General features: G+C 44.9%; 13 protein-coding genes. 8 read left to right on the forward strand and 5 right to left on the reverse strand.

Features of this window, described 5'->3' with window-relative positions:
- The first annotated feature begins 27 nt into the window (after positions 1-27).
- The 8 genes from ZX61_RS10840 (at position 28) to ZX61_RS10875 (ending at position 7,997) form a co-directional block, all read left to right on the forward strand.
- Positions 28-591, forward strand: coding sequence for a HupE/UreJ family protein (locus tag ZX61_RS10840; RefSeq protein WP_049844646.1), 564 nt, complete (start codon positions 28-30; stop codon positions 589-591).
- A 10-nt stretch (positions 592-601) separates the two neighbouring features.
- Positions 602-1,291, forward strand: a complete 690-nt coding sequence (locus ZX61_RS10845) for an urease accessory protein UreF (protein ID WP_049844647.1) — start codon at positions 602-604, stop codon at positions 1,289-1,291.
- A 35-nt stretch (positions 1,292-1,326) separates the two neighbouring features.
- A complete protein-coding gene (ureG, locus tag ZX61_RS10850; RefSeq protein WP_004744074.1) occupies positions 1,327-1,950 on the forward strand; it encodes an urease accessory protein UreG in 624 nt (207 codons plus the stop codon).
- 144 nt (positions 1,951-2,094) lie between these two features.
- The gene (locus ZX61_RS10855) at positions 2,095-2,568 is read left to right on the forward strand and encodes a hypothetical protein (RefSeq protein ID WP_049844648.1); all 474 of its coding nucleotides are present in this window, start codon (positions 2,095-2,097) and stop codon (positions 2,566-2,568) included.
- Positions 2,569-2,881: 313 nt separating this feature from the next.
- Positions 2,882-3,382 (forward strand): hypothetical protein, encoded by a 501-nt coding sequence (locus tag ZX61_RS10860; RefSeq protein ID WP_049844649.1) that lies wholly within the window; start codon positions 2,882-2,884, stop codon positions 3,380-3,382.
- 4 nt (positions 3,383-3,386) lie between these two features.
- Complete coding sequence (locus ZX61_RS10865; RefSeq protein WP_049844650.1) at positions 3,387-5,498, forward strand: ATP-binding protein; 2,112 nt, start codon at positions 3,387-3,389, stop codon at positions 5,496-5,498.
- Between the two features lie 213 nt (positions 5,499-5,711).
- Positions 5,712-7,247, forward strand: coding sequence for a methyl-accepting chemotaxis protein (locus tag ZX61_RS10870; protein WP_049844651.1), 1,536 nt, complete (start codon positions 5,712-5,714; stop codon positions 7,245-7,247).
- A gap of 21 nt (positions 7,248-7,268) precedes the next feature.
- Entirely contained in the window at positions 7,269-7,997 is a 729-nt protein-coding gene (locus ZX61_RS10875) for a transporter substrate-binding domain-containing protein (protein WP_049844652.1), read from the forward strand.
- Between the two features lie 80 nt (positions 7,998-8,077).
- Here the strand turns inward: ZX61_RS10875 and guaD are convergent, their stop codons facing one another.
- The 5 genes from guaD to ZX61_RS10900 all read right to left on the reverse strand — a co-directional run bounded on the left by guaD (position 8,078) and on the right by ZX61_RS10900 (position 15,445).
- The gene (guaD, locus tag ZX61_RS10880; RefSeq protein WP_049844653.1) at positions 8,078-9,415 is read right to left on the reverse strand and encodes a guanine deaminase; all 1,338 of its coding nucleotides are present in this window, start codon (positions 9,413-9,415) and stop codon (positions 8,078-8,080) included.
- Between the two features lie 41 nt (positions 9,416-9,456).
- Positions 9,457-10,308 (reverse strand): xanthine dehydrogenase accessory protein XdhC, encoded by an 852-nt coding sequence (gene xdhC / locus ZX61_RS10885; RefSeq protein WP_049844654.1) that lies wholly within the window; start codon positions 10,306-10,308, stop codon positions 9,457-9,459.
- Positions 10,309-10,360: 52 nt separating this feature from the next.
- Complete coding sequence (xdhB, locus tag ZX61_RS10890) at positions 10,361-12,745, reverse strand: xanthine dehydrogenase molybdopterin binding subunit (protein ID WP_049844655.1); 2,385 nt, start codon at positions 12,743-12,745, stop codon at positions 10,361-10,363.
- Positions 12,738-14,174 (reverse strand): xanthine dehydrogenase small subunit, encoded by a 1,437-nt coding sequence (gene xdhA / locus ZX61_RS10895; protein WP_049844656.1) that lies wholly within the window; start codon positions 14,172-14,174, stop codon positions 12,738-12,740. Before xdhA ends, xdhB begins: the two co-directional genes overlap by 8 nt.
- Positions 14,175-14,713: 539 nt before the next feature.
- Positions 14,714-15,445: a GntR family transcriptional regulator gene (locus ZX61_RS10900; protein ID WP_049844657.1), complete on the reverse strand. Its 732-nt coding sequence runs from the start codon at positions 15,443-15,445 to the stop codon at positions 14,714-14,716.
- Positions 15,446-15,769 lie beyond the last annotated feature (324 nt).

The following is a 15,769-nucleotide window of genomic DNA, read 5'->3' on the forward strand; positions in this document are numbered from 1 at the left end:
TAAAGCAATAACAACAAGGAAGTTCTCATGAAAAAACCACAACAATTCGCTGCATTCATGTCTCTGGCTCTTCTCTCATCATCGGTGATGGCGCATCCCGGTCACGAAACTGGGTCATTCTCAGCCGGCTTAACTCACCCAGTAACTGGTTTCGATCACCTAGTTATGTTGGTCGCATTTGGTATTTTAGTCGCATGTGTACAGACGTCAGCCGCACGTAAAGTGGGGTTAGTGATCAGTGCGCTCACCTCACTGTTAGTCGGTCTTGCTGCTGGGCAGGTGTTTGGTGGATTTAATGGCGTCGAGCTTGCGATTGGGGCTTCGCTGTTTGTGGTGAGCGGCGCAATCTGGCAAGCCTTCCACGCTTCGAAAGATATGCTGCGCTTGGCGCTGACCTTGTGTGTTGGTTTAGTGTTTTTCCACGGTTATGCGCACGGTGTTGAAGCGCAAGGTGCAATCTCATCATTTGCTGCGGGTATGACCACCAGCGCCGCAGCGCTCATGGTTTTGGGCTTGCAGTTTGGTCGCGCGCTTTCAAGCCCTTGGCTCTCTGTCGGTGTTGCGTCAGTTAGCGCCCTCGTCATCCTGTAAACCTTAGCCTATGTCTTATCAAAATAGGCCAAACGATCTGGTGTTGTATCGACTGTTTCAATTGATAAGCCCCTCTCTCCCCATCGGAGGTTTTACTTATTCGCAAGGTTTGGAGTGGGCGGTCGAGGCTCAGTGGGTATCGGATCGCGCTTCAATGCAAGATTGGCTCGATAACATGTTGATGAACAGTGTCGCGACACTCGAGCTGCCAATCCTTGAGCGTTATGCCCAAGCGCTGAAAAGTAATAACAAGCAACAATTATTTGCTTTGAGTGAGTTGCTTTACAGCAGCCGAGAAACCAAAGAACTTAGAGCCGAAGAGAAACAGCGCGGGCAAGCGCTGTATACCTTACTCAAACAGCTCGATATCTATCATGTTAGCTTTGATTATGCCGACACTGAGCCGAATCAATTGCTCGGACTTTGCGTAGCCGCGCAGCACTGGGGCATCGACATTCGACAACTCAAACAAGGTTACTTATGGAGCTGGGCTGAGAATCTGATCATGGCGGGAGTAAAACTTGTGCCTTTAGGTCAAACGGACGGGCAACGTGCATTAATTCAACTCAGTGAGTTATTTCCTAAAGCACTAGATAGAGCCAGTTCGATTGAAGATTGGATGATCGGTAGCTTCACTCCGTCAATCTCTATCGCCAGCAGTTTGCATGAAACTCAGTACACACGGCTGTTTCGCTCATAGCGAAGTCGCAAGCAAAGAATTAGAAGGAATTAACAATGGAAAGTTACAAACAACCTTTACGCGTCGGTATTGGTGGTCCTGTAGGTTCGGGGAAAACAGCGTTGCTTGAAGTGCTGTGTAAAGCGATCAGAGATAAACTCAACATCGCTGTTGTGACCAATGATATTTACACCCAAGAAGATGCCAAAATCCTCACCCGTGCTGAAGCGTTAGAGCCGGATCGTATTATCGGTGTTGAAACGGGCGGCTGTCCGCATACCGCAATTCGTGAGGATGCCTCAATGAACTTAGCAGCGGTTGAAGAGCTGGCAAAACGTCATAAAAATCTTGATGTGGTGTTTGTAGAAAGCGGTGGAGATAACCTGAGTGCCACCTTTAGCCCAGAGTTGGCGGATTTAACCATCTACGTGATTGATGTGGCAGAAGGGGAAAAGATCCCGCGTAAAGGTGGCCCGGGGATTACTCGCTCAGATTTGTTGATCATTAATAAGATCGATTTGGCACCATACGTTGGTGCGTCACTGGAAGTGATGGAGCAAGATACCCAGAGGATGCGTCCCACTAAACCCTTTGTGTTCACCAACCTAAAGGAAAGCAAAGGGCTCGATACCATCATTGATTTTATCGTCACTCAAGGTATGTTAACTCTGAAAGGCTAAACTTCTCGATTGGCAAAAGGCACCTTGTTTGGTGCCTTTTTTGATCTTGGTGTAATTCAACTTATTGGTTTTACCAGTTATTTTCGGTTTGTAGTTATTATTTTATAAATATATGGTTAACAAATATTAACTGGAGAGAAAATTATGCCTATTAATGGAATATGTCACGACTTTGCCTTTACTCGCTGTTTTCCTGTCGAAAGCAAAGATAGAACACCTAGCGCGAAAGAGAGTGTCGACCTTTGGCGCATCTTGCGCACTAAGATGGAGCTTATTCATCCAGACAATATCGAAACTCTAAAACCTGGTGTATTAACGGTAACTAATGCGACAGGGCACCCGACTTATACTCCGCACTCTTATTATGTCGGAGAAGGTAACGTTCTATACAGTACTAATGACCCCTTCTTTGACAAAGTAGAGAAGAGTAAAGTGGATGTGAGCACTCAGCATGGGGTTGGGGCGATCACCTATTCTCTTGCAACGCTTAAGGCTGCGTTAAACAATGTTACTGATGCTCCAAATGGCGCGAGTGCAAGAATTGGTACCGATAATCGAGATTTGCAGTTCTATTGGTGTTCTACCGCCGTTGCTCGTTTAGGCTGGTGGTCTAAATAATTGAAAGCGCCCTCAGCTACGAGTAATAACAAGTGTTGAGGGCGTTTTTGACTAACAACTATCACAACTAATGTCTCCCCACCTAATATAACGACTCACCATATCATTCAAATGAATGACCCCTTTGGTTTGGTTAAATGCCATGTTAGGCAATTGGTGTAAGTCCTAGCGGTAGCGATACAGTCAGTAAATTGTCTTCGATTCAATGACATACCTTTGTTGATTTCCATCCCACTCTCGATCTTTGTCTATACTGACTTGATAGACCGAGATTACAGCGCTAATACTCAACTACTGGATGTTAGAGGCGATTATGCGAAGAGCTCTAATTATGGGTGCGATGAGCACTTTACTGTTTGTTAGCCAATATGTGTTGGCGATATCACCTCCAACCGAGGAGCCTATCCTATGGATATCGGGTAATGTAAGCCAAACGAACTCTCCACAGGGCGTTGAGTTTGATGAAGCGATGATCTTTGGATTAGAGCAAGGGACTATTCATACCAATAATCATGTCGTCGCTGAAGTGGTCGAATATAAAGGCCCCAAATTAGCCAGCTTACTTGAGTACGTGGGTGCTAAGGGTAAGCAGGTACAAGTGATTGCGTGGGATGATTATGTGGTCACTATTTCGCTAGAGGACATTAAGAAGTATGGCATTCTACTCGCAACGCATGAGGCAGGGGTTAGAATGACTATTGATGACAAAGGCCCCTTGTTTGTTGTATTGCCTTTCACCGAGCACGCTGAACTTAGAAACGACTTTTACTATAGCCTGTCGGTATGGCAGGTAAGAGAAATAGTTGTGGAATAGAGCAATGAGTTCCCGTCTTTTACCAAAGGGGCGCACCTTCATAGCCATTATTGCGAGTGTCTGCATTGTGCTGCTGATAATGGCTACCTATTTCTTCTACTCGTTAAGTGAAATTAGAAAAATATCCCCTCAGCCCTATGTCACAATAGTGAATAACAATATTTCGGCAAAGTCCAAATTGTTGTTGTTGAAGGCCGAAATACTGAACTTCTCGATTCAACAAGATCCTCGCTCGTTGGCGCGACTAAAAATACAAGCGAGAGTACATAAAGCCAGCATCTTACAAGACCTACAAGCACAGCGAACGCGAAATATACATGCTCAGTATGGTGACTTGGATGAGTTGGCCGAATTGGAAGAAAGAATTACTCAACTAGCGACGCAAATATCTGGTATTACGCTCAAAAACGAAGAGAACCTAGCGGACTTATTGAACGCGATAGAAAAAACGTATTTTGACCTCAACAAGTACTTATCAAGTTTTGTCGCAGAAGTACAAAGGAATCAACTCGAGTTTACTCAGGACAAAGAAGAACTCTATGACCGTCAGTATTTGTTCATGGTAGTGATTATTGCCTGTTCAATCATTCTGGTCGGAGTGATTTCTTATATGTATCTGCACCAAATTAAACTCAGTCAAGACTTGACTGAACGCGGAGATAAACTGGAAGAAGCAAAAAAACTCGCTGAGCAACATGCAACGGCTAAAGCTCGCTTCCTTGCCAATATGTCTCATGAAATGCGGACGCCATTAAATGCGATTATCGGCTTGAGCCATAAAGAGTACTACGAAGCTACTGATGAGCAGACGCGTAACTTTTTGTCGATGATCAATAGCTCTGGTCAGCACCTACTCAAACTGATTAACAGTGTGCTTGATATCAGTAAGATAGAGCAAGGAAAGATGAAGCTGCAAACGGAGCCGTTCTATTGCAGTGAGTTAATTGAACTGTCTAAAACCATCTTTGTTGATATGAGCAAAAGCGATGTTGAGATCTTTTTTTCTACACAGTTGGATAAAGACTACCAACTCATCGCAGATAAAACTAAGTTGCTGCAGTTGATCAATAACCTAAGCTACAACGCGCTTAAGTTTACTGAGCAGGGTTATGTTGATGTGTGCCTTTCATTGGAGCGTTCAGAACAAGCGACTATATTAAGATTAAAAGTGTCTGACACCGGCATTGGCATGTCACGAGAGCAAATTGATAAAGTATTTGAAGAATTTACTCAAGCCGATGATTCAATCACTAGAAAATATGGCGGTACGGGCTTGGGGCTGTCTATTTGTCAGTCGTTGGTTAAGTTGATGAATGGAAGTATCGAGGTTGAAAGTGAGCTAGATAAAGGCACTGAGTTTAGCGTTGCAATTCCAGTCAAAGTGGAAGGGGAGAAAGCGATTCATTGTGCAACGAATCTCGAAAACCGATTAAGAGTGGTTAGCGCTGACCTACACGCCAAAGAGTTAATCAGCAATGAACTCAAACGCTTTGGCTTGTTTGATGAATCTGGCGATGTGGCTGTTTACTACCAAAGTGGCGGTAGCACGGTAGATAACAATTTGCCAGCGGTTCATATTGATGACCAAATGAGCGTTATGATTACTGATTTAAATGCTTCAGTTCGCATTTCAGAAAAGCAGATAAAGCTGACCAAACCTTATGATATTTTCAGTCTGCTTAGTGCCTTAGGCAGCCAAAGTGTGAAGGTAGAACAAACGGATATACCGTTAAAGAAGAGTTCTGGCTTATCTGCATTGATCGTAGAGGATATGCGAGTTAATCAAATTGTCGCGCAGAAAATGTTGGGAACATTACAAGTTGAAACTACCACTGCAAACAATGGACAAGAGTGCCTAGATGTCATTAAACAGCGCCATTTCGACATCATCTTCATGGATATTCAAATGCCAATTATGGATGGTATAGAAGCGTTAAAGAGAATCCGCCAAGATGATTTAGCGCCCGATACCGCAATCATTGCGCTTACGGCCAACACCTTCGATAAAGATGTGAAGCACTATTTAGAGTTGGGGTTTAATGATGTCGTCCCTAAGCCTGTGCGTATGGACTTGGTGCAGCGTATTTTGGATAAGTATGCGTCTGCACCAACTTAGGACTGACCTAAACCACTTCAGTGAAGATTAAAACGGTTGTTCTGAAGTGTCGTTGTAGACATATTGATGCCAGTCTCTTGGTATTTCTTCATTACGGCAACGCCGCTATACACCCTAATAATTGTGATTTAATTCTAATTAATCGATTTGTTTGATAATTGATTAATCAGTTACTACTTTTTTATTAACTGTCGAAAAACTTGGGAGGCAGTTTTGAAAAAATTAAAAGTCGTATTTTTGGTGCAGGTCATTATCGCTTTGACCTTAGTGTTACTAGTATCGGCATTCATTAAGTATCAAAGTTTTAAAGACAATTTATTAGTCGAACTGCAACACTCCGTAGAGAACACGACTCAGCGGATGATGATCAGCTTGCCTAAAGCGGTGTGGGATTTTGATCTAGACTCTGCAACAGTCTCTATGTCTGCAGAGCTAAACTTACCAGAGATTTCTGCTATTCAGTTAATCGATAATGATGGTAATGATCTTTTGTTCTTAACTCAGACAATGTCGGGTGAAGAGCGAGAAACCGTTGTAGTAGAGAACAAGTCCCTATTTTCCGCTGAAAACGGTATCACAGAGAACCTAACATTTGTCGAATATGGGGAAGAAAACCCTGTAGGTAAGGTCACGGTCTATTTTGATACCCATGCTCTCGATGCCAAGCTCGCTGATTCATTAAAAACCAACATTATCGAGCTGATTATACTCGATATCATTCTGTCTATCGTGATTGTCGTTGCCTTGTCTATGACGGTTATTCGCCCTATTTCCGATCTTACGGAGGTGATTAAAGATCTAGCCTCTGGTGATGGTGACCTGACCAACAAATTAGCCCCTGCCAAGTATCGAGAATTTGCGGAAATTACCGATGGGATAAACAGCTTTACAGAATCACTTCGGGTGATTGTACAAGATGTGAATCAGTCCTCAGACAACCTTAAGGACAAGGCGCAAGCCAATGGAGCAACCGCTAAAGCAAATGCTGAAAAACTGGAGATGCAAAAGCATCAGCTCACGACAGTTGCAGCTGCTGCTACGGAGTTAAATCAATCGGTCTCTACCGTTGCTGATACGGCTTCAGAGACAGCGCAACAGGCTCATACAGCGACCTCCCTCGCTTCAAATGTTAATGATGCGATTGAAAGTTCTGCCAGCGATATCATCAACATGCGAGAAGAGATGAATCATGTAAATGCTGAAATGCATATTTTGATTGATGAAGGGGAAAAAATTACCACGGTTCTCAATGTTATTAATGATATTTCTGAGCAGACCAATCTATTGGCGCTCAATGCTGCCATCGAAGCAGCAAGGGCTGGTGAACAAGGTCGAGGCTTCGCTGTTGTTGCCGATGAAGTACGCAATCTGGCAGTGAAAACCAGTGAGTCGACCGAACAGATCCAAAAAAACATTTCCGCATTAGGTGCAGCAACTAAATCGGTTGAAGATGAGCTTACACGGATTGCAACATTACTAGAAAAGACGGCTACTCGGGTGAGTGAATCGCAAAGCTCTGTGAGTGAGGTGCAAAGCCTGATTACGATCATTTCAGATAGAAGTGGGCAAATATCTCAAGCGACTGACGAACAACGTATGGCAGTGGAAGAAATCAGTCAGGCGATTGTTGAGGCATCGGAGGCATCCAACGATGTTTCTTCAGGCGCGACTAAGAATGCAGAAAGGACAGAAGAAGTATTGAGCTTAAGTCAAAGTATTGCCAATCATATGGCTAAGTTCCGTACCTAAGATATAAACAGAGGACATGTTATGAGAAATCTCATCTTATTAGTGGTTAGCACATTATTATCTTTTGCTGTTAATGCAGCGGTGGTAACGGCTGCGCAAGACCCTTGGGCCCCATTTGTTCAAAAGGATAAAGCCAATCCAGGAGTATCGGTTGAAATCATTACCGAAGCCTTTAAATCTCAGGGCCATAGCGTAGATTTTAAAATCATGCCTTGGACTCGAGCGCTCAATGAAGTCAAAAGTGGTAAGGTTGACGTTTTGGTTGCGACATGGTTTACCAATGAACGTACCTCATTTTTGAAGTACAGCGAGCCCTACTTAGAAAACTCTCTAAAATTTATCATGCGTAAAGGTGAAGGATTCGAGTACAACGGTTTGGACAGTTTATCAGGTAAAACTGTGGGGATTATTCGCAATTATGGCTATGGTGATGAGTTTTTGGCAGCGACTAACTTTAAAAAACCTGAAGCTAATGACTTGGTCGCTAATGCCAAAAAGTTGATGGCAAAACGTGTGGATTTGACCCTAGAAGATGAACTCGTTGCTAAATCCACCTTATCTGGCGCAGGTATGAACTTAGACGATTTTGATTTCACCAACAATGCCTTGTCAGTTAACCCGCTGCACGTTACTTCGGGTTTAGCAAACCCAAATCATGCAGAGTACATTGAGGCGTTTAATAAAGGGCTAGCCGAGATAAAAGCCAACGGTACGTTTGACAAGATATTAGCTAAGTACGGCATTAAATAGAGATACCTGCTTGGCTAATAAAAACGCTCCCATCAACCGGGAGCGTTTTCTATTTGGAGCGATATTAGTTTGCTTCCACTTTAGCTAGCGAACTTCTTTCCGTCTATCTGCCCTTTGGCATCATACGCTTTTTCACCGTAGATAAAGGTCTCGCACACTGTTCTATCGTCCCCTAAGCTCATCAGGACGAACAGTTTCTCTTCAAGGGTCGTTGCTTGGTTCATTCGGAAACGCATTAATTGAGTTGCATGTAGGTCGAGGACGACAAAGTCGGCTTCTTTACCCACTTCAAGGTTGCCTATCTTGTCTTCCAAGTGGAGTGAACGAGCACCGCCTAATGTTGCGAGGAATAGTGATTTAAGTGGATGCAGTTTCTCTTGTTGAAGCTGCATTATCTTATACGCTTCACTCATGGTCTGAAGAATTGAGAAGCTGGTTCCAGCTCCGACGTCAGTTCCCATCCCGACCCTTACGCCATGCTCTTCTAGTTTAGGTAGTTTAAATAGGCCCGAACCTAAGAAAAGGTTAGACGTAGGGCAAAAAGCGATTGCTGATTCCGTGTCGGCTAGCCGCTGGCACTCACAATCAGACAGGTGTATCCCATGCGCGAATACCGAGCGCTTGTGCAGTAAACCATAGTGGTCATAGACATCGAGATAAGACTCTCGCTCAGGGAATAGGTCTAGTACCCATTCGATCTCTTTCTTGTTCTCTGAAAGATGAGTGTGCATATATACATCGGGGTACTCTTCGAGCAGCTTACCCACAGTGGCTAACTGTTCAGGTGTGCTAGTGGGAGCAAATCGAGGAGTAACAGCATAAAGCAGTCGCCCGCGATTGTGCCATCTTTCAATCAGTTCTTTTGATGCTTGATATCCAGATTCAGGAGTATCGGTTAGGTAGTCTGGCGCATTTCTATCCATCAATACCTTGCCTGCAATCATGCGTAGGTTACGACGTTCCGCTTCACCAAAAAATACGTCTACCGACTCTTTGTGTACCGTGCCAAATACGAGGGCTGTAGTGGTTCCGTTGCTTGCCAGTTCATCAAAAAACAACTTAGCTACCTTGAGCGCGTAAATTGGATTCTTAAAACGGCGCTCTTCTGGGAAGGTGTAGTTTTCTAGCCAGTCGAGCAGTTGTTCACCGTATGAAGCGATCATACCCGTTTGCGGGTAGTGAATATGGGTATCGATAAACCCAGAGGTAATCAGCTTGTCTTCGTATTCGGCTATATTGAGATCTTTGGGTTGGCGGGCGAGTACTTCCTCGGTTTCACCAATATCCACGATATGTCCGTCTTCGACAACGATGATTCCGTCATCAAAGAATTGATATGAATTGTCCAGTCCGACATCTTTCGGATCCGCGATACTGTGCAAAATCGCTGCACGATAAGCTTTGCGTTGCGTTGTCATTTTTACTTCCTTTTAAAACCCAAATTAAACGGCTGATTGGGTTAGGCGATTTTCTCTTCCAGTGGCGAATCGCTCATATGATTACTTTTACTGTGTGCCGTAGGGCGCTTTTCTTCAAGTGGAATGCCCTGATAGTGTGCGATTAGTTCACCTGCAACCGATACCGCGATTTCTGCCGGATGCTTGCCATTCACCATGCTGACGCCAATGGGGCAAATCATAGTGTTGATCTGTGCATCACTGTAACCACGCTGGGCTAAGCGCATATCAAATTTCTTGCGTTTAGTCAGTGAACCAATCATGCCGAAATAGACGCTGTCGTCTCGGTCAATAATGGCTCTAGCGAGATCAAAATCGAGTTGATGATTGTGAGTCATGACTAAGTAGTAACTGTTCGGTGGCAAATCTCGTACCTCTGCGACCGGATCATCGGTCACTAACTTAGTCACATTACGTGGCAGTTCTTCAGGGAAAACATCATCACGCTCATCAATCCAAGTCACTCGGAAAGGAAGAGTCGAGACGATATGTAAAAGGGCTTTGGCGACATGACCTGCTCCAAACACAACCAGATGCTTTTGCGCGGTGCCAATAGGCTCAAAGCTCAGTGTTGCCATTCCGCCACAACACTGGCCCAGGCGGGCACCAAGATTAAAGCGTTCTACTTTGAGTGAGCGTTCACCTGCGATCAGCATCTCACGAGCCATTTTGGTCGCGACATGTTCAAGATGACCTCCACCTATAGTGGCAATCAACCTGTCACGGGTGATCAGCATTTTGGTGCCTGCATCCCTTGGCACAGAGCCACGGTCTTCCAATACAGTCACCATCACGCACGGTTCGCTGTTTTTCTCTAGTTGTGCCAGTTCATGAATCCAATTGTCCTTAAACATACGTCTCTCCTTGAACTATTTATCTTGTCGTCATTCTATGAAATGACGTCTACTAGGCTTGTTCAGCTTTCTCAGATGTCGTTTGTGGCTGGCTCACTTTCGCAATCGCCATCAAGACACGTTCCGGTGTTGCTGGTGTATCCAACTTAGGAATCGCTCCTTCGACGGCAACAGAAGCAATCGCATCTTTCAATGCACTCCAGACCGACATACCCAACATGAATGGTGGCTCACCGACGGCTTTCGAATTGAATACTGTATCTTCTGGGTTTGCTCGGTTCTCCAATAAGTGGGTATGGAACTCGATTGGCATATCTGCGATCGCTGGGATCTTGTAGCTTGCGGGGCCATTGGTCATTAAGCGGCCTTGCTCATTCCAGATTAACTCTTCGGTGGTTAACCAACCGACACCTTGCAGGAAGCCTCCTTCAATCTGACCGATATCAATAGCAGGGTTTAGCGAAGCACCTACATCATGCAGAATGTCTGCGCGTAGGATCTTGTACTCACCCGTTAAGGTATCAATGATTACTTCCGAGCAAGAGGCTCCGTAAGCAAAGTAGTAGAATGGGCGACCGCGAGCCTTTTCATGATCGTAGTAGATCTTCGGTGTACGGTAGAAGCCTGTGCTCGATAGCGATACTTGGTTGAAGTAGGCCAATTGAACAAAGGATTCGAAGGTCATGATTTCATCGCGGATCATGATCATGCCATTTTTGAACACTACTTCTTCAGGCGAGACCTTAAAATGACTAGAAGCAAAATCAATCAAGCGCTGTTTAATGGTTAATGCGGCATTTTGCGCGGCTTTACCATTGAGGTCGGCGCCCGATGAGGCTGCTGTTGGCGATGTGTTCGGTACTTTGTCGGTATTGGTAGCGGTGATTTGGATACGTTCAACATCAACTTGGAACTCCTGTGCAACAATTTGTGCCACTTTGATATTCAAGCCTTGTCCCATCTCTGTACCACCGTGATTCAAATGAATACTGCCATCGGTGTAGATGTGAATGAGCGCGCCAGCCTGATTGAGGAAAGTCGCCGTGAATGAGATACCAAATTTCACTGGAGTGATCGCTAAGCCTTTCTTCAAGATAGGACTCTGTTTGTTGAACTCGGCAATCGCTTTACGGCGAGCGTGGTAGTCACTGCTTTGTTCTAGCTGCGCTGTGATCTCTGGTAAGAAGTTATCTTCAACCTTTTGGTAGTAATGAGTGACGTCACGTCCTTCACCACCGTAGTAGTTGGCTTTACGTACTTCGAGTGGGTCTTTGTCTAAGTAGCGGGCAATTTCGTCCATGATGTGTTCAATAGTCATCATACCTTGCGGGCCGCCAAAACCACGATAGGCAGTATTTGAGGCAGTATTGGTTTTACAGCGATGACCTGTGACCGTTGCATCACCTAGGTAGTAGGCGTTGTCTGAGTGGAACATTGCGCGGTCGACAATTGAGCTCGATAGATCTGGTGAGTAACCACAGTTACCTGCAACGATGATCTCTGAGCCTTGAATGACGCCATTGTCATCAAAACCAATCTTATATTGGTTGTAGAATGGGTGGCGCTTGCCCGTCATGGTCATATCTTCTGCACGCGGTAGACGCATCTTAGTTGGGCGCTTGGTGAGATGGGCAATCACAGCCGCCATACATGCTGGCGCTGCGGCTTGGGTTTCTTTGCCACCAAAACCACCACCCATACGGCGCATGTCAATCACGACTTTATGCATAGGGACGCCAAGAACTTCAGCAACTAGCTTTTGTACTTCTGTCGGGTTTTGCGTTGAGGTGTATACGATCATACCGCCATCTTCAGTCGGCATAACGCTACTAACCTGAGTTTCAAGGTAGAAATGTTCTTGACCGCCAATTTCTAAATCACCTTCAATGATGTGTTTAGCATTGGCAAGTGCTGCTGCCGAATCGCCACGTTTTTGCTGGTGGCTTTCAGTCACAAATAGCTCTTTTTCTAGTGCTTCTTTGACATCCAGAACCGGTGGCAGTGCTTCATACTCAACAATGGCGGCTTGCGCGGCTTTGCGTGCGGTTTCCATGTCGTTCGCTGCAACTGCGAGTACGGGTTGTCCATAATATTGTACGAGCCCGTCAGCAAGCAGCGGATCACCGGGCAGTATGGCGCCGATATCAAGTTGCCCAGGTACGTCTTCATGGGTAATGGCAATCGCCACGCCTTCGAATTCATAACATGGAGAAACATCAAGCTTGGTAATTTTCGCATGAGCGTGGGTACTTAAACGCGCATACACATGCAGTTGATTTGGGAATTCAAGACGGTCATCAATATAGACCGCTTCACCCGTGACCTGCTTTGGGGCGCTGTCGTGTTTTACGCTTTTACCAACGCCAGTTTTGAGATCCTGCTTTACGATGGCGACCATCTCTTCATGAGATAGGGTCTGATGGTGTGCGTTAGACATAAGACGTTACCCTCGTTTCAATCTGGTTGTTCTGCTCGATAAAGAAACGGCGCAGCATGTTAGCGGCGGTCATAGAGCGATATTCTTTGCTTGCTCGGAAATCAGACAGTGGCTCAAAGTCGCTGTATATCTCTTTCATTGCTTTATCGATAGTCTCTTGCGTCCAGCTCTGACCAATTAGGGCTGCTTCACAGTTTGAAGCGCGTTTTGGTGTTGCTGCCATTCCACCAAAGGCAATGCGAGCGTCGACTACTTTGTTGTCTTCGATCTGGATATTGAACGCCCCACATACTGCTGAGATGTCGTCATCCAAGCGCTTAGAAAGTTTGTATGCACGGAAAGTGTCGCTGCTCTTCGGTTTAGGAATAATGACTTGTTCAATAAACTCACTTTCTTGCTGAGCTGTCACCTTGTAGCTGATGAAGTAATCTTCAATCGGAAGGATTCTTGATTGCTTACCACGGCGCAGTTTAACCTGAGCATTGAGGGCGATAAGAAGTGGTGGCGCGTCTCCGATCGGTGAAGCGTTACCAATATTGCCGCCAAGCGTACCTTGGTTGCGTACTTGCAGTGAGGCGAAGCGATGTAGCAGTTCGCCGAAATCAGAGTAGTGGTTGGTCAGCAGTTGGTAAGCATCGCTAATCGCTACGTTGGCACCAATGTGTAGGGCATCTTCGCTCTCTTCGCAGACCTTCATGTCTTTAACAAGGTTGACGTTGATTAGTGTTTCGATCTCTCGGTGAAATTGGGTCACTTCTAGCGCCAAGTCGGTACCGCCAGCGACCAATTTTGCCTTAGGATTTGCAGTGTAAATTTCTGCTAGCTCATCGACGCTACGCGGAAGGTACGCGGTCAAGTTTCCATGACTTAAGCTAGCTGGCTGTTCTTGCAAGGTTTGCAGTCTCGCGACAGTTTTCTTCTCAAGCTCAACAAACTGGTCCATTAGTGGTTCGTTTGAAACCAGTGACAAGGCAGCATCTACAATAGGGCGATAACCCGTACAGCGACATAGGTTGCCAGCCAGTGATTCCATGACATCTTCTTTGTTCGCTGCTGGTTTGTTCTTACTTAGAGCGAACATGGACATGATAAAGCCCGGAGTACAGTAACCACATTGAGAACCATGAAAGTCCACCATGGCTTGCTGTGTTGGGTGCAGCTTGTTTTTGTTCTGCAAGTCTTCGACGGTAATAAGCTGTTTACCATGAAGGCTAGAGACGAACGTCAAACAAGAGTTAACAGAGCGGTACTGAAGTTTTCCTTCGATGACTTCACCCAGTACAACGGTACAGGCACCACAGTCACCTGAACCACATCCTTCTTTGGTACCCGTTTTTTGTACATGTGTTCTCAGGTACTGAAGCACTGTCATGTTAGGCGACAGCTCACTTTCTTGTTTGAGTTCTTGATTGAGTAGGAAAGTAATCAAGAGACCTCCTTGTGCATTGATACTATTGTTCTGATGTTTTTTCTGACCTTGTGGTCAATAATTGGATAAATTGACCATAAGGTCAACTTTATTTTTACAAAAATGCAACACAAAAAAGTGCGTTTTAGGCGCTTCTGAATAGAGGCGTTTCCGCTAAGTTTATGATTACTAAGATAAATGTACGTAATCTTTGAGTAGGAAATCTTTACGTAAAGAAAATTAATATTGTGTTTTTTATTGTGTACAATCTTGAGAGATGAGAGATGAGAGATGAGAGATGAGAGATGAGAGATGAGAGATGAGAGATGAGAGATGAGAGATGAGAGATGAGAGATGAGAGATGAGAGATGAGAGATGCGGGATGGAAGCACTGTCATCCTCAAGAAGGAGGGACGAGTGAGTTGGGGAGCTCTTGCAGCGAGTATTGAGGGAGAGAAATTCCCAACATCTTATTAAACTAGCGTTGGGATTTTGGCTTTTTCTGGTAGCGCAGCGGTCTCGCATCTATAAGCGAAGTGTTCCCGCATCTCACTACTCTATCAACGTCCTTTAATCAAATCAGAGAACACAACGTGCAGATCGTTGGAAGCGGCGCCACTGTCTAAATTGAGCTTGGAACGAATATGATCGATATGCACTCGCATTAGCTCGACGGCCTGCTCGGTCTTACCGGCTTCAATGGCATCAAGTAACACCGTATGTTCATCTAAAGAACAGTTAGCATGGTTGCCTGTTTCGTACTGGGCGATAAGCAGTGACGTTTGAGAAACTAAGCTACGTTGGAAGGCAAGCAATGGAGCGTTGTTTGCTATCTCGGCTAGCATAATATGGAACTCACCTGATAAACGTAACCCTTTACCATAATCCCCATTATCGAAAGCTTGATTTTCTTTCTCAACCAATCGACGACACTCGTCAATCTCGGCGGGTGTTGCGTGCTCAACGGCTAACTCAGTAATCGCAAGCTCCATAACTTCACGCGCTTTAATGATTTGCTTAGCCTCTTCCTTAGTTGGCGCTGCGACCATAGCCCCACGGTTTGGACGAATACTGACAACCTGCTCCATAGAGAGTCTAAGCAGAGCGCGGCGAATGATGGTTCGGCTCACACTAAAGATTTCGGCTAAGGCTTCTTCATTGAGTTTCGTTGCTGGTGGAAGGCGTTGTTCCAGAATTGCATCGAAAATGTGGCAGTAAACGACATCATCTTGGGTCTGACCCGCGACTTTAGTCTTGATATTTTTTGCCACAGAATTTTTTAGATTTGCCATAGGCGGCGTTCACTCTTAAACCATTTATTTCCTTTATAAAACAATCATACTTTACTTTGTATACATGTGGCTAGAGTAGGGCTTATTTTGCGACTTTGAACGTATGCTAGAGCCAGTCGATTTTACAATATTTTAACTCTAGTACTTGTTCCACTTCAGATTCAATTGAGTTGGGTATTTCACGAGTTCATCAAATGTTATCAGTTAGGTTATGAATTACAGGGAGCTGGACTGTAAATGATGAAAATGCACATAAAACTTTAGGCGTAAGTCACGTGCTTCTTGCTGATAATTTTGTGTGAATAAATCGGAGCACACATTTGT

The sequence above is a fragment of the Vibrio sp. VPAP30 genome (genome assembly GCF_001188205.1).
GTDB classification, from domain to species: Bacteria; Pseudomonadota; Gammaproteobacteria; order Enterobacterales; family Vibrionaceae; genus Vibrio; species Vibrio bivalvicida.